This is a genomic window from Endozoicomonas sp. SESOKO1, from assembly GCF_024606265.1.
In the GTDB taxonomy this organism is placed as follows: domain Bacteria; phylum Pseudomonadota; class Gammaproteobacteria; order Pseudomonadales; family Endozoicomonadaceae; genus Endozoicomonas.
In genome coordinates this window covers 1-21,854 of sequence record NZ_JAHHPP010000014.1, presented here as the reverse complement: position 1 = coordinate 21,854, position 21,854 = coordinate 1, and the positions used below count along the sequence as shown (strand labels likewise).

Sequence of the window (21,854 nt, the reverse complement as noted above, 5' to 3'; positions counted from 1 at the left end):
ATTTTAATTACCAGATTCAGATACTAGAAGGCTCTGGTCTCTCCCATTAGAAAACACTCACAAGGCCTTATTTCAAGATGGAAACAGATTAAAACCTTTGGGGACTGCCCGGGAATAGAGCCCATCGCGCTATTCTCAGGCAATCTCGCCAGAGAGACTTTTCTCCCGGCTATTCTGAGGCCATGTAATTCTGCAGGAATGAGTCAAAGTCATTTCTATCGTTGTTTTCTGTTGCCAGCTGGTCGGCAATAGAGCGCTGGGCAAGCTGCTCAAAGTAGGATATCCGTTCATCGCCCAGACCATGCTCAAAGAAGCTTCTGGAGTGCTTTTCCGATAAAGACATCATCAACTCGATATAACCGGAACCCTCAGTTTCAAGGGTATTAAGTACCTGGGCAGAAGGCGTTAAAGAGACATCTTTCAGCTTTTTCCGTTGGGCACATAAGCTCTTGACAAACATTGATGATTTATTTGCCTGATCAAGAATCCCTGCAACCGGAGACATATCATCCAGCAGCTGCAGCCCCCAGTTTTGCAGCTCAACAGGTTGACCTCTCTGTTTCAGCCTGACACCCGGACAGCGGCCTTCCGTAACTGCTGTTTTGAAATTATTGCTGATCTCAGAACACTCATCGGCATGAATAGGGTTGCTGGTCTGCAACGCACAATAGACCAGGAAAATATCCAGAAAATGGGCATCCAGCTCACTCAACCCCAGCGGTTCAAACGGATTGATATCGAGGCAACGTATCTCAACATACTCAACGCCTTCGTTGCGCAGGGCGGTCACCGGCTTTTCACCGGAACGGGCTATTCGCTTGGGGCGGATAGTGCTGTAATACTCATTCTCTATTTGCAGAAGATTGGTATTCAGTTGCAGGTATTTACCGTCTTTTTTCAAACCAATGGCTTCGTAAGGAGGGTAGGGTGTACGAATGGCACTGGAAAGGCTGTCCACATAATCCTCCAGTGTGTTATAGCAAATATTCAGGGAAGACTGGGCGTGATTGCTGTATCCCATGTCACTCATCCGTAACGACGTTGCATAAGGAAGAAAAAGAGAGTCTTTATCGAGTATCTGAAGACCTGATTGAACGCCGCCATCGGCAAAAAAACTGCGGCTCACGGTCGGCGAGGCTCCGAACAGGTACATCAGCAGCCACGAGAAACGCAGAAAATTCCGGATCAGGGAAAAATACCCTGCCGACCTGAAGTCATGAGCGTTGGTTTCCTCTTGTCCGGAAGACTGTTGTAACAACGCCCAGAATTCTTCGGGCAGGGAGAAGTTATAGTGAATACCGGCAATGGTTTGCATTGGCTTGCCATAACGATGGCAGAGTCCTTCACGATACACACTTTTCATGACACCAATATTGGAGCTACCGTACTGTGCGATAGGAATACTGTCATCCCCTTCCAGAATAGGTGGCATACTCCCGGCCCAGAGCAGCTCTTTTGCCAAATTCTGACAGGTATACTGGTGAAGCTCCTCAAGAAAAGAGAGCGTATCACCAATTCGACTGTGCACCGGCGTGATAAATTCAAGCAGTGCCTCAGAATAGTCAGTAGTGATGTAAGGGTGGGTTAATGCGCGCCCCAGTTTCTCAGGATGGCGTTTCTGGGAAAGACGGGCATCTGAGGTAACCCTGAGACTTTCACGCTCAATACCATGGCAGATGCCATGAAGGACTGAATGGTTAGCGCGGGACTGGAAGAGCTCCAGACGATCCTGATACTCAGTAGCCAAGGTACAGATCCAATAATAATAAGGCCTGAATGAGCCTGATAAATTGCAATCAACCTAGGAGGCTGATTACGTCCTGAGGTTGTTGCAAACGACAAATCGAACGCACTTTTTGGAACCAGGGAACGAAGAGCAATCATTCCCGGAAAACATTACTTTTTGGTCATTGTGTCCTTACGGGTTCCAGTGCCTGTGCAACGTTTGCGACAGCCTCGTCCTGCGATCCATATGATACCAGCCTGAATTTTCTAAATCCCCTGAAAAAGCCAGACAAAGGCTTGCCTGGCTTTTTCATGCAAAGGGCCATAACCGTTAACAATATCTTTGCTGACACGGTCAAGGCAGGCTTTTGCAGGGATATCTATTTGCGAAGTTGTTTCGCATTGGCAAATAAATCGGCAAAAGTGCCGCCTGAATCCTGCTTCTTACCACGATTACCAGACGGACTGGCTTTCTGCAGTTTACTGCGGCCGACAGGCTTTTCAGTTCTGGCCTGTCGTGGTTGCTGGCGGGCTTCTGCACGCTCTTCGGCCTTATCCGACATCCGCATGGAAAGGCCGACACGCTTACGTGCAACGTCCACTTCCATGACTTTGACCTTGACGATATCACCAGCTTTTACCACTTCACGGGGATCCTTAACGAAGTTTTCAGACAACGCCGAGATATGTACCAGACCATCCTGATGGACACCAACATCGACAAACGCACCAAAGTTGGTAACGTTGGTAACTACCCCTTCCAACTCCATATTCAGCTTCAGATCGCGGATATCCTCAATACCCTCCTTGAACTCAGCCGCTTTGAAGTCCGGACGAGGATCACGGCCAGGCTTGTCCAGTTCACTGATAATGTCGGTAACGGTTGGCAAACCAAAGGTGTCGTCGGTAAAGTCCGCAGCGTTCAGACCCTTTAAGAAGGCAGAGTCACCGATCAGAGCCCGTACATCCCGGCTTGACTGGCTGGCAATCTTCTCTACCACCGGATACGCCTCAGGGTGAACGGCAGAGCTGTCCAGAGGGTTATCACCGTTCATCACTCTCAGGAAGCCTGCGGCCTGTTCGAAGGTTTTAGCACCAAAACGGGCCACCTTCTGCAGTTCCTTACGACTTCTGAAGGCACCATTTTCATTGCGATAGGCAACGATATTGTCGGCCAGGGTACGGTTAAGGCCCGATACACGTGCCAGCAGCGCGCTGGAAGCAGTATTAAGGTCAACACCTACCGCGTTTACACAGTCCTCAACCACAGCCTCCAGAGAGCGGGACAGATTGATCTGGCTGACATCATGCTGGTACTGGCCAACACCGATCGATTTCGGTTCAATCTTCACCAGTTCGGCCAGAGGGTCCTGCAAACGACGGGCGATGGATACGGCACCACGGATAGAAACATCCAGGTCCGGGAATTCACGGGCAGCCAGTTCAGAAGCTGAGTACACGGATGCACCGGCTTCACTGACGACAATTTTGGTCAGGCCAAGTTTTGGATAGCTGCGCATCAGTTCAGCAGCCAGACGGTCCGTTTCACGGGATGCCGTACCATTACCGATACTGACCAGCTCAACCTGATGAGTCAGGCAGAGGGTGGCCAGTGTGCCAAGTGCTTCTTTCCATTTCTTCTGGGGAGCATGGGGATAAATAGTCGTATGCTCGACCAGTTTACCCGTACCATCCACTACGGCAACCTTCACACCGGTTCTCAAACCCGGATCCAGACCCAGGGTTGGCCTGAGGCCAGCCGGTGCCGCCAGCAGCAAATCTTTCAGGTTCTTGGCAAACACCTTGATGGCTTCATCTTCAGAGTTTTCCCGTATGCGGGTCATTAACTCGGTTTCCAGCTGGGACAGCAACTTAACCCGCCAGGTCCAGCGAACGACATCTTTCAACCAGTTATCTGCCGCCCGGTCTTTGTGCTCAACCTTCCAGAAATCAGCCACCAGTTTTTCACAGGGATGGGTTTCACGACGGTCGTCCGGTTCATTGGCAAGGCGGATGTTCGCCTGCAATACCCCTTCATTTCTGCCGCGGAAGATGGCCAGCGCCCGATGGGAGGGAACACTGTTCAGTGGCTCATCATGTTCAAAGTAGTCCCGGAACTTGGCGCCTTCTTCCTCTTTTCCTTCAACGCCACGACTGCTCAGGATACCTTCATTCCAGAGCAGCTCACGCAACTGACCCAGCAGCTCGGCATCCTCGCTGAAACGTTCCATCAGGATATAACGGGCACCTTCCAGGGCCGCCTTGGTATCCTCTACGCCCTTGTCGGCATCCACAAAAGCGGCGGCTTCAACTTCAGGGTCTTTTTCCGGCGCAGTGAAGAGCATGTCGGCCAGAGGCTCCAGGCCCGCCTCACGGGCAATCTGGGCCTTGGTACGACGTTTGGGCTTATAGGGAAGGTAGAGGTCTTCCAGGCGGGTTTTGGTATCTGCAGAGCGGATATCTTTTTCCAGTTCAGGCGTCAGCTTATCCTGTTCGGTAATGCTCTTCAGAATGGCTTCACGGCGCTCTTCCAGTTCCCGCAGATAGCGGAGACGTTCTTCCAGCGTTCTCAGCTGAGTATCGTCCAGACCTCCGGTGACCTCTTTTCGATAACGGGCAATGAAAGGAACCGTGGATCCATCATCAAGCAGCTGTACAGCACTGGTGACCTGTTCAGGTCTGGCACCCAACTCTTCAGCTATACGCTGGGAGATACTCTGCATAAAACACACTCATCATGGGAATCAAAACAATAGGACAGTTTCCAGACAATGTTCAGAAACAGCAACATTTCCGCATCCAGCCGGTAATCAATGCCTATCCTGGCCTGAAAACTCAAGCCATAAACACACGCTAATGACCAGAGAAAAGTTGGAATTATAACGAAACTGAACCGTTTGTATGCAAGCAAACCTCCAGAGTACCGGAAAATGACGGCTTCAGGGCAGAAATAATGGAAATGGAGAATAAAAAAGGGAAGACAAAGCTTCCCTCAATAACATGGTTATTGTTACGGAACGAATCAGTCCAGTGATGGGCCGGCAGCCAACAGTGCCTTGCCTTCTTCGTTATCGGTAAACTTGACAAAGTTGGTGATAAAGCGATCTGCCAGGTCTTGCGCCTTACGCTCCCATTCTGCCGGGTCTTCATAGGTATCTTGAGGATTCAGAATACTATCATCAACGCCAGCAACACGTTGTGGCACATGCAAGCCGAAGAAAGGCAGCGTTTTGGTTTCTGCCCCATCGATAGAGCCATCCAGAATGGCATCAATGATCGCCCGGGTTGCCTTGAGGGAGATACGCTTGCCGGTACCATTCCATCCCGTATTCACCAGGTAGGCGGTGGCGCCATGGGCTTCCATCTTCTTGACCAGCTCTTCGGCGTACCTGGTAGGGTGCAGGGTCAGGAATGCGGCACCGAAGCAGGAGGAGAACGTTGGTGTTGGTTCCGTGATACCACGCTCAGTGCCCGCCAGTTTTGCGGTAAAACCGGAAAGGAAATGGTACTTGGTCTGCTCAGGGGTCAGACGGGAGACAGGCGGCAAAACACCAAAAGCATCGGCAGTCAGGAAGATCACTTTTTTGGCGTGACCAGCTCTGGAAACCGGCTTGACAATATTATCAATATGGCAAAGGGGATAAGAAACCCGGGTATTCTCGGTTTTTGAGCCATCATCAAAGTCAATGTTGCCCCGGGCATCAACGGTGACGTTTTCCAGCAGCGCATCACGACGAATGGCGTGGAAAATTTCAGGTTCGTTCTCTTCTCTCAGGTTGATAGTCTTGGCATAACAGCCGCCTTCAAAGTTGAAGACGCCATCATCATCCCAACCGTGCTCATCATCGCCAATCAATGCACGCTTGGGATCGGCAGAGAGTGTGGTTTTACCGGTGCCGGACAGGCCAAAGAAAATTGCCGTATCACCCTGCTCTCCGACATTGGCAGAACAGTGCATGGACGCTATGCCCCTCAGTGGCAGAAGGTAGTTCATCATGGAGAACATCCCTTTTTTCATTTCACCGCCATACCAGGTGCCACCGATGACCTGAATCCGCTCCGTCAGGTTGAATGCCACAAAGTTTTCAGAGTTGAGACCGTGCTCCTGCCATTTTGGATTGGTGCACTTTGCTCCGTTCATCACAATAAAGTCAGGTTCAAAGCCCACCAGCTCATCGTCGCTGGGCCGGATGAACATGTTCTTGACGAAGTGCGCCTGCCATGCCACTTCGGTTACAAAGCGCACGCTCAGGCGTGTTTCAGGATTAGCGCCACAGAAACCGTCAATAATGAACAGGCGCTTGTTGGACAGTTGATGGGTTACCAGTGATTTAAGATCTGCCCAGACTTCTTCAGTAATGGCTTTGTTATCATTTTTACCCTGGTCCGCCCACCAGATGGTGTCCCGGGTTGTATCGTCCCTGACGATGTATTTATCCTTCGGAGAACGGCCAGTGAAGATGCCGGTATCAACCGACACTGCCCCCATTTCAGTAACTACCCCTTGTTCAAAGCCTTCCAGTTCCGGGCGGGTCTCCTCTTCAAACAGCGTTTCATAAGAGGGGTTGTAGACCACATCAAGGACATCCTTGATTCCAACTGCAGCCAGAGCTTCCTTTACGTTTACATGGGCCATGCAAAGTTCTCCTAAGGCAATACGCTCAACTCAACGTTTGTGTTGTTAGATTATGATAATTATTGTTGCGTGCTATGGTAGGGTATTGAACCTGTTATTTAAATATAACTCTGAAATTACAAGTTATAAAACCCTCTTTATCATGCCTGACAGTTAACTGAGTCTGGTAAAAAACGTTAAACCTTTGTCAGTTTAAAAGTATTGCCCCGTGTCAATTTTATCATTGGTCACTGGAAGAAAGCACAGGCGCACACTGTCGTCACGATCTCTGGCTATCTATGGCGAATAAACTCATAAATAGCTAGTAAAATCCAACATAAAATAACAAAAACAAGTAGAGGCAAACAAAATAAACGGCGCTTGACTGTTAAGGTATGTTGACGTTTTGTTGCAAGTCCTGTGGGTGAATCTGGGTACCGTCTTCGCGGCATTTTGAAAGGCTACTGCCCTTTATAACCTTCATAGTATTCCCGCAATGCCGTGCCATAGAAGCACCCTGATACGCTGAGTCCATAACGGAAGGTCAACAGGTACTGGTCAGAAATTCAATGGAATTCCTGACCGGAGCAGGAGGAGAGGAGTTAAAAAGCCTTAATGAACTTAATGAAGTTGTGGTTTTTCGTTAAAGATTGAATCTATATCCTCTTTACCAAAAACATACTGGTGATTACAGAACTGGCAGTCCATGGCAACCTGACCTTCTTCTTCAATGATGGACTCAATTTCTTTTCGATCCAGGGTACTGATGATTTTTGCGCTTCTTTCCTGGGAACAGGTGCAGACGAAACGAACAGGCTCTTTTTCAAAAATACGGACAGTTTCTTCATGAAACAGTCTGACCAGCAGGGTTTCATGGTCCAGTTCCAGCAACTCAGCATCCTGAATGGTGTCAGCAAGAGCCGTCATGCGCTTCCAGGATTCAGCGCGAACCTCCTCGGAAAGCTCAACACTGGCGGGTAACGCCTGAAGCAGTAACCCGCCACAGGTTTGGCCATCACAGGCCAGCCACAACCGGGTTTGCAACTGCACAGATTGAGTAAAATAGTCTTCAAGACTTGCGCAAAGGGTTTCCTTTTCCAGGGGAACAATACCCTGGTAACGCTTCCCTTTGACGGGGTCCACGGTAATCAACAGGCTTGCTTTGCCCAGAAGCTCCTGAAGCGTTCCCTCAGAAAGATCATCTTTGAACTGCGCAACAGCCCTGAACGACCGCTGGTCTGTACATTCCACCATTAGCAATGTTAATGGCCCGTCACCTCTGGCCTGAAGGGTAAGCAACCCGTCAAACTTCAGTGTTGTGCTCAACAGAAGGGCAGAGGCCACCAACTCTCCCAGCAGGCGTCTGACAACCTCTGGATAATCATGGGCAACCAGGGCATCAACATAACTGTGGTTAAGGGAAACGATTTCACCGCGAATATCAGTATTGTCAAAGATAAAGCGTTGTACTGCGTTATCAGTTCTGCTCATGAGCAACATTCCGTTCCGGGCTTATCAGAAAACTGACGACAGCATTAAAACTACCGAACAAATACAGGCAAGCCACTGATTTACAAAGAAACACAAAATTAGAAGCGACGTATTATATTACGATTCAGGCAAAAACACTTCGCCATGTTTATAGCTTCTCTCTTTAAAATGCTGCTTGGCTATAATCAAAAGATTCTAGCTTGATTAGGTAAAGGACATGCCAGAAGGATCAGGGATTCATAAAGCAGTTTCTACCTCACCCCATTTCCCCCACTCTCAGGTAGCTGATGACTCACCATCAGCTGATCCAGCCCAACAGCAAACCGCTGTAGGTGCTGACTTTCAGGATAGTGCGCCGCTACTGAAAAAAAGACGTACCGGAAATGCAGAAGCAACTGCTCACGTCAGCACCCAAAAAACGGAGATAGAAAGCCTTGAAGATCAGTACATGAAACAGTGTGATCGTCTGGCAGAGTTACAAGGTAAGCGAGAAATAACATTCAGGCTGAGAGAAATTCAACAATTCATGGTTAATCCCGGTCGCTTTGATGCTTCCGAATGCGGGTTCGAAATTAAGTATGTATCCAGTTCTGGCAGAATAGAAACCCTGATCCCACCTGAGCAAGGAATGAGTGAAGACCGGAAAAAACTATTAATCAACATGCTGTCATCCAGAATTGGCGAAATAAAGGAATCATTTGTTGATAATGGTCGAGATACAGAGCTGGACAGAGCCATAGAGGACGAAAAAATTAACGTTGCCAATACAGCGCATGCGTTAAATGAACAGGCACCTTATTCCAACGCTCTGCAGTATGAATCACCCAATAACAGTCAGTATGAAATCACTGCTAACTTGTCAAACTGGCCACCTTCAGCTTCCGAAGACAAAGAGAATGGTCACTTTCTATTTAAAGTCAAATCACCCAATGGGCAGTCTGATAAAAGTCATCGCAAAATCCCAAGGGAGGCTAGGCCAGGAGTGACTCCTGAGCTCACTACTCAACCAGAAGAAAAAACAAATGAGCGCAGGCAAGGCAAACGTAAACTTCCTCCGGTTTTGGCAGACTTGCCAAATCGAAGAAAACAGCTGGATGAAGATTGGCCTGCAACCGCCGCCCACGCTGACACAGTGTGGCCTTTGCCATTCAGGCGAGCGGATCATGACATTGAAACAGCAAGAACAACGGTAACACCGGCTCAACCGGGTGCTGACGTTGACAGTCCTTTATCATCGACGACGTCAGATTCCCTTTCAACGCGTGGAGAGTATACGTCAGATGACGTAGGTGTATATGAACCGAGATTATTTAATGAAGGAGCTATAAGCCGTATTTTTGCAGCCCAGAAACAACATCAGCCAGACACATTAAATCATGCGCACGCCGGGCCAGCTGGCAATGACATTTACTCTCACCAGGCTGAACTGGAAGTTATTGCAGACGCTGAAGAAATGGTTAACCCTAACCCGGTAATGTACTTACTCTTTGAGGGGCAGGAAGGCACCACAGAATATGCAAGAACATTTAAAAATAGCTTGACTGAAGAGTTTAAGAAATATATTGAAGACAGTAACAGGGGAACACTGGAAGGTATTACCGATACAGAAGTTTTCAATATCTTATACAACACCTTCTCACGGGTGGAAACACATACAGATATACCGGGAGACTTCGCCATGGTGCTCGATATTAATGAAGATAAATGGCTGATCAATCAGAAACATGCCGGGAATATCAGAGCACTTTACGCACCTCAGGGTGCAACCGGAGTACAAGAGTTACAAGTAGACAATACCAATACCGGGGTCGCGACTCAGTTGGCCTGTGAAATATCTGGAAAGCCTCAAGCCGATGCCCGGGAAGTAGAAAAAGCCAAACAACAATGTGCTATCTCTAAATTGCCACCCAGACCTGATACAGCATGTTTTTTGATCCTTCAGGGGACAGGGGCGGATAAGTTGATGAACGACGATGAGATATTAGATATCATCAATGACCCTGTACACCGGGAAAAGGATATTGCCGACGTTGAAGATGATGTATGCAATAGCCTTGAAGCAGAAATTGAACAGCGCCATGGAGTTCAGCCTTCTGTTACGAAGCCAGTGGTTTTGATCTACTAGACCAGGATAAAGGATATGCAAATCTGGATAAGCATGGTATTCATATCAGCTTTTCAGGAAGGCTCAACGGTGAGATAAAGCGTGCCTTTATAAACTCCAGCTGGTTTACCATCTATTCAGAATCACAATCCTCACTTATGCATTACTGCGCAGGATCATGGGAATGGGAGATATTTTTATCAATCCCGCTATTCAGGAGTAACCGTCAGCGTAACGGTATCCTGATACAGCCCTGAAGTAGCGTTATCAAGTGATGCTTTGCTAATCGACACCGTCAGCATCATATTTTCATCATTGCCGCAATTCAGCAGTTGATCTCCTTTCCATGACGGATGGCCGACAAAATCATCACTTTCAACAAGCGTGATTTTGTTACCATTCCCATTATTATTTGACGGCCCGACAGTCAGGTCATACCCCATCGTTTGGCCATTATTATCAAGCTGAAAAGCACCCGAGCCAAACCTGCTGAGTCCCTTTATTTTGAACTTACTCTTGCTCGCGGCATAGACGCAAAACTTTTGGGATTCCGAAATATCCTGCCCGGTTGTTGACGTCAATTGCATATCCTCGAGTCCTGAGATCAGAATCGCGGGAGCAACATTAAGGGTTATTGAAAATTCGATAAAAACAGGCCCGGGGCTTTCCGGCGATGTCCCCGGCCCTACTTGCATTTTAAAGATACCACTGTAAATACCTGTCGCACCGGCAGAAATAATATCGTCTTTATAGGCGGTAACCGTTACAGATAACTCATTTTCTCTACACAGGCTGTATGCATTATTTCCTGTTAGTTTGACTGGGTAACCAGGAGTGAAGCTCTGGCGATCAGGTGTTTGTGGTGCATCATTCCCTGAATACCTCTCAAGATGAATGGTAAGTGGTATCTGATTTCCGTCATTGCTGACAATAAACTGTCCGGCATTCCCATCAGCGGGACCCTGTAGTTGCAGCTCAGGATTGTACATTACTCGATTATTGCCATCTTCCCTGTAAGAAATGGCACAAAAGGTTTTTTTATTCACAAGCTGGCTCTTGCCACTTGCCACATCATTCCCTGTCCATGAACCAAGATCAATATCAGTGAGTCGTTTAATTTTTACCCAGTAATTATCAACGTTATCGCAGTTCTGTGAGTTACAGTCAGCGTCCGCAAAACCATGTAGTGAAAAAGCCAATAACAGTATCAAGAAAAAACAATTTCCAGAGAAGAAGCATTTACTAATCTCGTTCCTGTACAAGGCATGGGAACCAGAAAAAACCATTCTGCACACTGCCTGATTACTCATCGATATCATCCCGCCTGGTAATCGCCAACTGGCCTTCCAGCAATGGTGAACATTGGGAGTCAGCAAGATCGATGGTGCCCATCTGCAGCACATAACCGGCATCCAGTGGTTTCACTGGCAGCTGGCAGAGCCAGCCGTTGTCCAGTTCTACCTGCAGGTTACCCACATCAGAACGGGTCTCCAGCTGAAACATTCCAATATCATCTGTGCTGCCCGGGTAGATGCCACCATTAATACGGGCACCTTCCAGTGGTTGACCGTTAAACAACAGTCGTCCAAACAGCAGCTGCAGGGGAATTGCCTGGTAATCCAGTGTCATTACATTACCGGGGTAGAGCGTTACGGTTTTTTCCCGCTCATCAAAGCTGTACAGGGTTTCACCGGCCGGGCTCAGGCTGACCCGGTACTGCTCGTAGGGTGACAGGGCGATAACGGACGGGGAGCCGGCAATGGCATAGCCACGACGCTGGCCGTTTACCTTGACATCAAATACATCACCGGGACGGCCATCCAGATTCACTACCAGGGCGCTCTCTGCACGCTCTTCCCCCCCCAGGGCAAACACGTCGCCATCGGTCAGGAAGCTGGTGCTCATACTGCCACCCCAGGAGGTGGTATTACGGTCACTGTCACGGGTATGGCTGGCACTGAAGCTGGCCCGGCCATAATGGTTGGCGTACTGAACGCTGCCATCCATGCGTTCATCACCGGTACCGCCTTCAACGCCCAGATCAAAGCGCAGATCGCCATCCAGATGATCGCCATCCTCCCAGGAGGTTGACAGCCGCAGTCGCTCAGAGCTATCCGTTGTACCATCACGTTTGTTGATCTCTGCCCGCGGTGTGGCCCGGAAGTTCCAGCGATCTTCACGGTAACGGAAACTGAAGCTGACCAGACCAATCTCTGTATCACCGGATTTGCTCAGGCTCAGAGCCACATCGCCATGGTAATCAAAAGTGCGGAACAGGGTACGGCGATAGTCCAGACTGTGAGTACGGGGCGGGTCCTGCTCTTCATTATTGTCGTCATAGCCCTGGTTCAGGCTGTAACGGTAGCCCAGGCTGCCATCAAACAGGGGCATGGATGCGGAAAACGAGTGCTGTTCAAAGGCGTTGCCAAACAGGCCGGGGAGCTCGTCTCCATTCTCGTCAGTTTCACTCTCAATGGCTTTATCATGCCATAAACGACGGTAGTTGCCTGAAAGTGAGAGGTCGCCGAGGGTCAGTCGGCTGTTGACGGTAAAGCCCTTGCTGCCACTATCTGCCAGCATCAGTGATGGGGAGATTTCATAACGGTAGCCAAAGTGATACAGCCCGAATTCCATCAGGGCATCGTTATCATTGATAGCGACTGCTCCGGTCGCGGCCAGGGTATCCATTACCCGACGGCTGACACCGGCACGGTTCAGCCACAGGTCAGTGATTTCCGGCAGAGCTTGATCGGTTTCACGGTAGACCACCCGGCCGGCTTCGGCAAAAAACAGCCATTCACCGATGGGTGGAATCTGACTCTGCTTGGCAAAGAAGCGGTTTTCAGTTGCGATCAGGCTGCCGCTTTCATCAAGAATACGGATTTCAATATCGTAAGCGCCGCTGGGGAAGCTGGAGGTATCCAGCTGCTGGGAACCCGCTTCGAAGAAGGCACTGTCGATCAACCGGTCATCCTTACGCACTTCCACCCGGCCACGGGTGGGCAGGAACACTTCTACCGGCATGCCACCGGAGAAGTCCAGGTCTTCCCGGGTATTGTCGGAGCTGTTAATCCGCAGGCCAATCATGGGCTGATCAGAGGTCAGGTTCAGGCCAAAGCCGCTGGTGGATAACAGGCCAGCGTTGTATTCCATCCCTTCAAAATCCCGCTGGCCGTAGAACTGGTTGACAGAGAAGTGGCTGGTATCGGAATAGTCCCAGCTCCAGTAGATACTGTTTTCTTTCCAGGCAGCCATGGTCAGGCCATTCAGCGTATAACTGTTATCGCTGTCCTCGGCGCTGGAGCCGCTGACGGTGGCAGAAAAGTTCTGCATCAGGGCAAAGCCTGCATCGGAAGGGGGCAGGTATTTGCGCACATCAGCGGCACGGGTCAGCATAAAACGACGATTGATAAATATATCTACACGAAAGCGGGACTCATCGAAAATAACACCAGCAACAGGGGGTTCCAGGATGCCGCAGTTTTGCGAGGCGTTAGTCAGGCACACCAGGTTTGCATGGCTGTTCAGTTCACCGGTCAGGGTGCTGACGATCAGGGTTGGGTCATTCAGATTGCCGATCTGGCGCACCAGCTCGGCAGGATTAGGCAGTTCAATAATTCCGGGGCTGAACGAGGCCAGCTGGGAACCGATATAGCGGTCACCAAAATAAATATCCACCAGGGATTGTTGGGTGCCACTGAGCTCTTCAAAACCCGGAGGTGGGTTGCTGGCGGCGAGAAATATGGGGTCATCAGCGTACGCCATGTTACTGAAAGAGGATATGTGAAATGCACAAAGCATTGATAAAATGCACTTCCAACGACGCATAATGGTTACAGTTATTCCCGGTTATTTGTTTAAACTGCGAAAGGCATGGCGCTTAAAATGTATTGTTGAGTTATGTGTTTCAGGATTTTCGTTCCTGCAGAAGTGAGGCTGTCGCGAAACCCTGAAGAACTATCTCCGATACAGGTCGGCTCGCATGCGATCCGACTCGTGATTCCACCACCATTCCCCATGAAACACAGAGATCATGGTGTAAGGGACGTCGGCTCCTTTAGGTAGAAGCCGACTACGCAGAGAGACTCGCTTTCGGGTTTTTGGACAACCTTAAGAGCCTGGGAACGAGTTCACGAGCCTGGATGAGTTTTAAATAGCACTGACTACCAGCTCAACATTACTGGTGTAGGCGCCCTCTGTATCAGTCACGTTTGAGACTGCTACATTAATATCAATTGTCTGATCGTCACCAGTGCATACACTATCTATTACACCAGCGGTATTGCTCGGCTCGGACGCGGCGGAGACATCAAAGTTGTTAGAAGAAGTATCACCGCTAGCCAGACCGCCTGATCCCCATAAAGTACTATCGGTGCCATCTGTGATAGTAACAGTAAAGTCAGCCCCCTTAATGGCTCCTGACTTAAGCTCGAATTCATTATTTGTGGTGTTAACTTGGAATTGGACCTCGTCAGTACTACTGAAAACACAAGCTTCTAATATTTTGGTCCCGTCGTCAGTGAATGGAAGATCTCTCATTCCCCATATTGCCACATTGCCTGGTATATTCAGGTTAATGTCAAAGTTACCAGTCGAAGTGCTACCTAAGTCACCATCATCTGCAGAATAAACACCTGTAGAACCCAACAACCCCGCAGAAACCGCCGTCGCCAGTGCCAATGTCCTTAATGTTTTCATTTTTATGCTCCCATGCAGTGGTTAACTGCTGTTTTTCTGTGATTATGTTCTTATTTGGCGTTGTCTGATTCTTCAACATCCAGGAATATTAAACAAGCTTTTTGTGACCTGTGTCACTATAAACTTTGCCGTCTTTCGGTTTTTGCGTATGGTGTGCGCATGTGTATTTGTGTAGCAGATGTTAAATATCAGTTTTGTACCCGCATAACAGGTCTCAATACTGATCATTTTGTAGTATTTCAGTGTCGTTTATTTAGATATTGATAATCTTTCTGATTTCCACCCAATCTCATGGCCAGTGTATCAGGCAGTGGCCACATGAATAATCAGCTGACACTGATTGTCAATTAATGCCATCCCACTCACAGATGTTCTATGATTGCCGCTCTGTCATCTGTTGGATCTGCCCATGCTTGATGTTGTTCTCTACCAGCCGGAAATTCCTCCCAATACCGGTAATATCATCCGCCTCTGTGCCAATACCGGCTTTCGTCTGCACCTGATTGAACCACTGGGCTTTGAGCTGGATGATCAGCGATTGAAGCGGGCGGGTCTGGATTACCATGAATTTGCCGAGCTGAAAATTCACCCGGACTACCCGGGGTTTCTGGAAACCGTCAAACCGGGTCGGGTGCTCGCATTGAGCACCAAGGGCACCAGCAATTACAGTTGCTGTGGGTTTCAGGAAGGGGATGCGCTGCTGTTTGGCCCGGAAACCCGTGGCCTGCCAGCGGAGATACTGAACTCTCTGCCTGTCGATCAGGTGCTGAGATTGCCGATGCTGCCAAACAGCCGGAGCCTGAACCTGTCCAATACCGTAGCGGTGATGATTTATGAAGCCTGGCGGCAGATGGGGTTTGTTGGTGGGCGCTAAGACTTGGAAGGCCAGAAGTTTTTATCCACCGTTTGCTGGAAACTCCACGGGCACTGTTTTGGAAATAAGCTGACTGGCAGATCGGTTTCATCATGGGCGTCTTCCAGGGCTCGTTCATAAGCGACAGGCAGCATTGCATCAAGTTTGCTTTTCAGTCCCGGACAGTCCAGTAGTAAACGCCCAATCTGCTTCCTTTGTTCTTTTATGGTTCTTTCCCAGCTACAGCCCTGTTTTCGCTTTTCTGGTTGGAAGTGCCACTTCAGTAAATGCATGAACAGTACGGTCAGCCGTGACTGCAGGGTCCGGTAGTCACTTCTGCCCATGCTTTCCAGCTCCTGCAGAATATTATCCAGGTCCAGCTCAGCCAACCTGCCTTCGCGAATCAGGTCGGCCTGTTTCTGAGTCCAGGAATAAAAGTCACGTTCATATAAGTCGGGCATTGTGCTTACCTTGCCTGTTAGCTTTCCTTTGTGATGACTTTAGATGGTTATTACAGCAGAGGCAAAGGTATGGGTATTGAGAGAGGACAGGAAAAGGAAGCCGACTTCAGAAAGAAGCCGACCAGGTATTATCAATTAACAGCTTCCGGCTGCTGCTTGGCGGACTGCTGTTCACGAGCCTGCATATACAGAGCGTCGAAGTTCACCGGTGCCAGCATGAGCGGAGGGAAGCTGCCACGCAGTACCAGGTTGTCGATAGCTTCACGGGCGTATGGGAACAGGATATTCGGGCAGAAGGCACCCAGGGTGCGGTGCAGCTCTTCTGCATCCAGACCTTTGGCCAGGAAGACGCCTGCCTGATGCACTTCAGTAACGAAAGCGGTTTCCTTCTTATCTGAAGGGTTATTTCCGGAACCATTTTCCACCGTTACCGTCAGGGAAAGAACCACTTCAAACAGGCCTTCTTCCAGGGGGCGGTTGCTGGTGCTCAGGTCCAGTTTAACTTCCGGCTGCCACTGCTTCTGAAAGATCTCCGGGGCCTTTGGCGATTCAAAGGAGATATCTTTGGTGTAGATTCGCTGCAACGCAAACTGCGGCGCCTGCTGTTGATGAGAGGCCTGCTGCTGATTTTCAGCCATTGTCATTTCCTTACTTTTGATGAGCTAATGATGAGCCAAGCGAATAACGCATTTTGGTAATGATCGTGCAGATTGTCCAGCCAGAGCTTATTTTCTGACCACTGGCAGACTGTCAGAGGTCCAGGTAGACATACCACCCTGAAGTCTGACCACATTGGCAAAGCCTTCGGCTTTCAGGGTTTTGCCAACACTGCCGCTGTGCTGTCCCATGGCATCCACCACAATGATGGTCTTTTCACGGTACTTCTCCAGTTCACCCGCACGTTCCTTGACTTTTGTATAAGGGACGTTGATGGCGTTGACAATATGACCTTTGGAAAAATCTGCCTTTTCCCGGACGTCGATCACCACGCCCCGGTCCTGGTTGACCATCCGGGTCAGCTCGGAAGTGGACACACTCTGCCCACCCTTGCGCATTTCAGTAAAGGCCAGGAAGCTGGCCAGCGCCACCAGTGCACCAACGTGCAGCGGGTGGTTCATGATAAAATCGATGTATTGTTCCATGCGGACAAGCTGTCAATCTGTCAATTGAAAGGTGGCAAGTATACTGATCCCACCGCAGGAAAGTAAGGATGAAACCAATGAAAAAAGCTGGCAGGTTTTTTGTGCGCATTGTGCTTTAGTACAAAAAGCCTTCGGCAACTAAAATTACGCTACCAGGACTGTTGGCGATATTTGCGCGGAAAGCTTCAGAAAATTTCAGGGATCTCCAAAGGATACCGCCGGTTGACGCCGTCGGTGTGATAGTTTGCGCGGTTCAATCAAGAGCAGGCATTTCACTGGAAACCGGCGGTAAAGCAGGTAGAATGCAAACCATTCCACTCACCATGAGGTTGGTTCAAGAGATCGCTGACGCAGGCTGACAAGACCAAAATGCAGCCTTACCCGGGACACGCTTCCAGGCGCAGCTTTTTCCACAGCCTTCCAGTTCGCCCAGGTTAAGAACCCATGACTGATAAGCGCACACCTACCGCCCTGATCATCCTTGATGGTTACGGCTACCGTGAAGAAAAAGACAGTAATGCCATTCTGGCCGCTAAAACGCCGGTAATGGATCGACTCTGGAAAGAGAACCCGCACAGCTTCGTCTCCGGCTCAGGAATGGACGTTGGCCTGCCCGATGGGCAGATGGGGAACAGTGAAGTCGGTCATATGAACCTGGGCGCTGGTCGCGTGGTCTACCAGGAGCTGACCCGCATTACCAAAGCTATTCAGGATGGTGACTTCTTCGAAAACGACGTGATTACCGGTGTTGTGGATAAAGCCATCAAGGCTGGCAAAGCCGTCCATATTATGGGGCTGGTTTCACCCGGTGGCGTCCACAGCCATGAAGACCATATCCATGCCATGGTTGAACTGGCTGCCCGTCGTGGTGCTGAAGAAGTCTATGTTCACGCGTTCCTGGATGGCCGTGACACACCACCGCGCAGCGCTGAATCGTCCCTGGAAAAACTGGACGCCCTGCTGAAAGAGAAGGGCATTGGCCGTGTTGCCAGCCTGATTGGTCGTTACTACGCCATGGACAGGGACAACCGTTGGGATCGTGTACAGCAGGCTTATGATCTCATCACCGATGGCAAGGCCGGGTTCTCTGCAGCAACCGCTGTTGAAGGTCTGAAAGCCGCTTATGAGCGTGATGAAAATGATGAGTTTGTCAAAGCAACGGTGATTGGTGCTGAAGCGGCTCGCCTGAACGATGGTGATGCACTGGTCTTTATGAATTTCCGTGCTGACCGTGCCCGTGAAATCACCCGTGCCTTTGTTGATCAGGACTTTGACGGCTTCCAGCGCCACCGTGTGGCCGACCTGGTCGGTTTTGTGATGCTGACGCAGTACTCTGCAGACATTCATGCGCCTTGCGCATTCCCGCCAGGCGAATTGGTGAACACCCTGGGTGAATACATGGAGAAACTGGGCAAAACCCAGCTCCGTATTGCTGAAACTGAAAAGTACGCTCACGTCACCTTCTTCTTCAGCGGCGGTCGTGAAGAGCCGTTTGATGGCGAGAAGCGGGTACTGGTTGCCTCACCCAAAGTGGCAACCTACGACCTGCAGCCAGAAATGAGTGCACCTGAAGTGACCGACCGTCTGGTTCAGGAAATTCGCAGTGGCGAGCACGACCTGATCATCTGTAACTACGCAAACTGCGACATGGTTGGCCATACCGGCGATTTCAATGCTGCAGTTAAAGCGGTTGAAGCGGTAGACGAAAGCATTGGCCGTGTGGTGGAAGCCCTGGCAGAGGTAGGTGGCCAGTGCCTGATTACCGCTGACCATGGTAATGCCGAACAGATGGAAGACCCGATAACCGGTCAGGCTCACACTGCCCACACCTGTGAGCTGGTTCCGCTGGTGTATGCTGGCCCGCAAAGCATTCAGCTTAAAGACGGTATCCTGTCCGACCTGGCACCCACCCTGCTGGCACTGATGGGTGTGGAACAGCCTGCCGAGATGTCAGGGCAGTCCCTGCTGGTTAAGTAAGTTTCTTATTCCCGATTGTGGATAAGCTGCGCCCTGCACTTATCCACAGCTTTCTTCAGATTCATTACCTTCAGATTTTACGGAATTCCAGGCAGCGAAGCCCATGTTAATAGCCCTCTGGCACGTTTCTGTGGTAAGTGGATGGAGGGTGGTAGGTGGGTTGGTAATATTGCGCACGGGGGAGGCTGGCATAACCGGGTTGTACCACCAGATAATGCCCTTGTGGAGCCATATTGGCTGAGCTGACAGGGATTGTTCCAACCGGTGCCAAAAGCAGTGGTGGCCGAGGCTCTGACGGAGGTGCAGGCTGTGAACGGTGGTTCCGGTTTTCCACCGTGGAGATGACGGTGTGTACCTCTACCTGCTGGTCGGGGAGAGACCCGGCCGCCTCAAAAAGATTTTCTACTTTGGGGATCTCGGTAAAGCCCTGCAACAGCAACTTGTCGAGTTTATTCAATTCCTCCGCAGTTGCCTGAATTGTCGCCGATTTCCAGCGTGTCACTTCCCTGTACTCAACCGGGATATATGGCGGCTCCTGATGCTGGGCCAAGTGCCTGTCATCAGGCCTTGAAGTGGCCTGGTTCATGAAAGTGGTCGGTCGGGCGGGTGCGCATGCCAGGCCATTTGAGGTCATTGCGGCCGTGGATGGATGGCCTTGCGGGTTGGGTGAATGGGATGTCCGGTAATCAGGCCGGGGATGCATCGGTATCTGCGGAGGTTGGCCAGACATGGGATACCTGCCTGGCTGACCATAGTAGGGATCTGAACTATTCATCTGTCGCTTACCTTTAGAATCTTTTATCGAATTATTCTGATCTGATAATTTTTACAACATACCATCTTAGATGAAGATTTATTTTTAGTTTGATTTTTAATTCAAGAAGGAAAAGTTATTTCATTTGATTAACGTTTTCTCAGCTGGGTATTTCTTTTGATAAGGGGGTGGTTATCGAAGGGGTCGTCAGTTTTTCCATTCCCTGTCAGTAACGACAGGGAAGTGAAAGGCCTGATCAATCAGGCGACAATATCCAGCAACTCAACTTCAAAAACCAGCGTCGTGTATGGACCGATGGCGCCACCGGCTCCGCGCTCACCATAAGCCAGATGATAGGGAACAAACAGCTTCCACTTGGAACCTGTGTTCATCATCTGCAGCGCTTCTGTCCAGCCGGCAATCACACCGGATACCGGAAATTCTGCAGGCTCACCCCGCTGAACGGAGCTGTCGAATACGGTTCCATCAATCAGTGTTCCATGGTAATGCGTTCTTACCGTACTGGCCCGGGTTGGTTTTTCGCCACTGCCTTCTGTGATCACTTCAAACTGCAGGCCGGACTCAGTGACCAGGACACCTTCACGCCTGGCATTTTCTGCCAGAAACTGCTCACCTTCAGCAGAAAGCACCCGGGCCTTTTCCGCTTCTTCTGCCTGCAGGCGCTTTTGCATTTCAGTAAAGGCATTGTGCAGGTCTTCATGGGAAACGGCACTGGCGACACCGTTCAGGGCATCGGCAAGCCCAGCCAGAACCGCATCAATCGATAAGCCCGCGATCGGGTTGGAGGCCAGCTGGTCACCCATCTGGCGACCGATACCGTAGCTGACCCGTTCTTCCATGGTTTGGTAAATATCAGACATTAATCATCAACTTCTTTATGAATCAAGCGGGCGAGTATATCACGATTAGCTGCCCATCAATGACTGACTTTCAATCAACCGACCGGCCCTGTCCACTTCCCAGGTACTGAAATCACCGGCAATGATGGCAATCCGGCTTGCTGGTGGCGGTTGCAGGACCTGTTCGGGGAGAATCTCCCGGCCATCCCCAAGGGTAATTGTCTGCCCTTTTTGCAACAGCCCCCAGAGTTCCCCCCGGGGAACGCCCAGGGCATTGAGCTGCTCAATGTTTAGCCGGGTACTGACTGTTTTTTCCTCAAAACGATAGGCAAAGCTTGGCACACGATGGGAGAGCTGGTGAGCCGTGACAGTAACCTGAGTATCCTGATACTGAAAAGCTGGCTGGTCGCTGCGAATAAATTCAATACAGAATGGCAGTTCCGAGAAAAGTCAGTCTCATGAACACCTGCCTTGGTCACAATAGGCTTACATTGTACCAGAAGAATGCTTCGCAGAGTTTATGAAATTTATTTCCTGTTTAGTTGTCTGAAAAAATGTGTTGAACATTTTTATTTGGGCTTTCCTCATGGATTATTCTGGACTCATTCATTCAGTTTTACCAACGACTCCCTTGAGTTATGGGGATGTTGAATCACGGAGAATGGCTGATGAATCAGCCAGCTTTTGTACTCATCGCTGTCAAGGGGTGATGGGTAGGAGAGCAATGGCCGATACCTCGACTGAACGTCATGCTTCCTGTTTTCAGCGCGGCTTCCCTGGTCGTTCTGTCCAGACAATTTATCCTGACCGGTACTTTGGCGAAGGTGTCGCAGGTCAGCAAGACTACGGTGGCTGCGAAAATTCTGAATCCTTCTGCCTAACCCGCGACTACCTGTTCAATGGAAGTGAACGTACCTCCGGTTTATTTGATGGAGAAAACCGGGCAACAGCCACTGGATGCCTCTCTGGTGATCGCGCTGTTCCCGATTTTTCAACACCTTGGCGGGGAGAAACTTGGCGGGGAGAAAAAGGGATGCCTGATCCATGCTGCCCTCGTCAGGATTGCCAACAATTCGAAAGGCCATTTGCCAGCAGTGGCCTTTCCCGGAATAACAGTTTATTTCAGCTCAGGCATATGTCTCGGTGTACGGTTGACCCTGCCGGTAATGTCTCA

The 21,854-nt window shown here is 49.9% G+C and carries 17 protein-coding genes; 4 read left to right on the top strand and 13 right to left on the bottom strand.

Annotation, left to right across the window (positions count from 1 at the left end):
* Nucleotides 1-169: 169 nt before the first annotated feature.
* The 4 genes from gshA to hslO form a co-directional block, all read right to left on the bottom strand.
* Nucleotides 170-1,747, bottom strand: coding sequence for a glutamate--cysteine ligase (gene gshA, locus KDK13_RS00965; protein WP_257282864.1), 1,578 nt, complete (start codon nt 1,745-1,747; stop codon nt 170-172).
* Between the two features lie 358 nt (nt 1,748-2,105).
* On the bottom strand, nt 2,106-4,448 hold the full coding sequence (locus tag KDK13_RS00960; RefSeq protein ID WP_257282863.1) for a Tex family protein: 2,343 nt from the start codon (nt 4,446-4,448) through the stop codon (nt 2,106-2,108).
* 299 nt (nt 4,449-4,747) lie between these two features.
* Nucleotides 4,748-6,361, bottom strand: coding sequence for a phosphoenolpyruvate carboxykinase (ATP) (gene pckA, locus KDK13_RS00955; RefSeq protein WP_257282862.1), 1,614 nt, complete (start codon nt 6,359-6,361; stop codon nt 4,748-4,750).
* A gap of 600 nt (nt 6,362-6,961) precedes the next feature.
* Nucleotides 6,962-7,831, bottom strand: a complete 870-nt coding sequence (gene hslO / locus KDK13_RS00950; protein ID WP_257282860.1) for an Hsp33 family molecular chaperone HslO — start codon at nt 7,829-7,831, stop codon at nt 6,962-6,964.
* Nucleotides 7,832-8,048: 217 nt separating this feature from the next.
* Here hslO and KDK13_RS00945 point away from each other — a divergent pair, with 217 nt between their 5' ends.
* A complete protein-coding gene (locus KDK13_RS00945) occupies nt 8,049-9,956 on the top strand; it encodes a hypothetical protein (protein WP_257282858.1) in 1,908 nt (635 codons plus the stop codon).
* A gap of 188 nt (nt 9,957-10,144) precedes the next feature.
* Here the strand turns inward: KDK13_RS00945 and KDK13_RS00940 are convergent, their stop codons facing one another.
* The 3 genes from KDK13_RS00940 to KDK13_RS00930 all read right to left on the bottom strand — a co-directional run bounded on the left by KDK13_RS00940 (nt 10,145) and on the right by KDK13_RS00930 (nt 14,633).
* Entirely contained in the window at nt 10,145-11,245 is a 1,101-nt protein-coding gene (locus tag KDK13_RS00940; RefSeq protein WP_257282857.1) for a hypothetical protein, read from the bottom strand.
* Nucleotides 11,238-13,700 carry a TcfC E-set like domain-containing protein gene (locus tag KDK13_RS00935; protein ID WP_257282856.1) on the bottom strand — a complete coding sequence of 821 codons (2,463 nt, stop codon included), beginning with the start codon at nt 13,698-13,700 and terminating at the stop codon, nt 11,238-11,240. The genes KDK13_RS00940 and KDK13_RS00935 overlap by 8 nt, the downstream gene beginning before the upstream one ends.
* A gap of 384 nt (nt 13,701-14,084) precedes the next feature.
* The gene (locus tag KDK13_RS00930; RefSeq protein WP_257282855.1) at nt 14,085-14,633 is read right to left on the bottom strand and encodes a hypothetical protein; all 549 of its coding nucleotides are present in this window, start codon (nt 14,631-14,633) and stop codon (nt 14,085-14,087) included.
* 409 nt (nt 14,634-15,042) lie between these two features.
* Here KDK13_RS00930 and trmL point away from each other — a divergent pair, with 409 nt between their 5' ends.
* Nucleotides 15,043-15,507, top strand: a complete 465-nt coding sequence (gene trmL, locus KDK13_RS00925) for a tRNA (uridine(34)/cytosine(34)/5-carboxymethylaminomethyluridine(34)-2'-O)-methyltransferase TrmL (RefSeq protein WP_257282854.1) — start codon at nt 15,043-15,045, stop codon at nt 15,505-15,507.
* On the opposite strand, the gene KDK13_RS00920 is transcribed toward trmL, so the two are convergent.
* The 3 genes from KDK13_RS00920 to KDK13_RS00910 form a co-directional block, all read right to left on the bottom strand.
* On the bottom strand, nt 15,504-15,947 hold the full coding sequence (locus KDK13_RS00920; protein WP_257282853.1) for a DUF29 domain-containing protein: 444 nt from the start codon (nt 15,945-15,947) through the stop codon (nt 15,504-15,506). The genes trmL and KDK13_RS00920 overlap by 4 nt on opposite strands.
* Before the next feature lie 131 nt (nt 15,948-16,078).
* Entirely contained in the window at nt 16,079-16,585 is a 507-nt protein-coding gene (secB, locus tag KDK13_RS00915) for a protein-export chaperone SecB (RefSeq protein WP_373692193.1), read from the bottom strand.
* 87 nt (nt 16,586-16,672) lie between these two features.
* Nucleotides 16,673-17,089 (bottom strand): rhodanese-like domain-containing protein, encoded by a 417-nt coding sequence (locus KDK13_RS00910; protein ID WP_257282851.1) that lies wholly within the window; start codon nt 17,087-17,089, stop codon nt 16,673-16,675.
* A 444-nt stretch (nt 17,090-17,533) separates the two neighbouring features.
* Here KDK13_RS00910 and gpmM point away from each other — a divergent pair, with 444 nt between their 5' ends.
* Nucleotides 17,534-19,066: a 2,3-bisphosphoglycerate-independent phosphoglycerate mutase gene (gpmM, locus tag KDK13_RS00905; RefSeq protein WP_257282850.1), complete on the top strand. Its 1,533-nt coding sequence runs from the start codon at nt 17,534-17,536 to the stop codon at nt 19,064-19,066.
* 106 nt (nt 19,067-19,172) lie between these two features.
* Here gpmM and KDK13_RS00900 read toward each other — a convergent pair whose 3' ends face one another.
* The 3 genes from KDK13_RS00900 to KDK13_RS00890 form a co-directional block, all read right to left on the bottom strand.
* On the bottom strand, nt 19,173-19,841 hold the full coding sequence (locus KDK13_RS00900) for a hypothetical protein (protein WP_257282849.1): 669 nt from the start codon (nt 19,839-19,841) through the stop codon (nt 19,173-19,175).
* 239 nt (nt 19,842-20,080) lie between these two features.
* Nucleotides 20,081-20,701: an FKBP-type peptidyl-prolyl cis-trans isomerase gene (locus KDK13_RS00895; protein WP_257282847.1), complete on the bottom strand. Its 621-nt coding sequence runs from the start codon at nt 20,699-20,701 to the stop codon at nt 20,081-20,083.
* Between the two features lie 45 nt (nt 20,702-20,746).
* Entirely contained in the window at nt 20,747-21,022 is a 276-nt protein-coding gene (locus tag KDK13_RS00890; RefSeq protein ID WP_257282845.1) for a hypothetical protein, read from the bottom strand.
* Between the two features lie 382 nt (nt 21,023-21,404).
* Here KDK13_RS00890 and KDK13_RS00885 point away from each other — a divergent pair.
* Nucleotides 21,405-21,854: hypothetical protein (locus KDK13_RS00885; RefSeq protein WP_257282843.1), on the top strand; the 450-nt coding region annotated here is incomplete at its 3' end.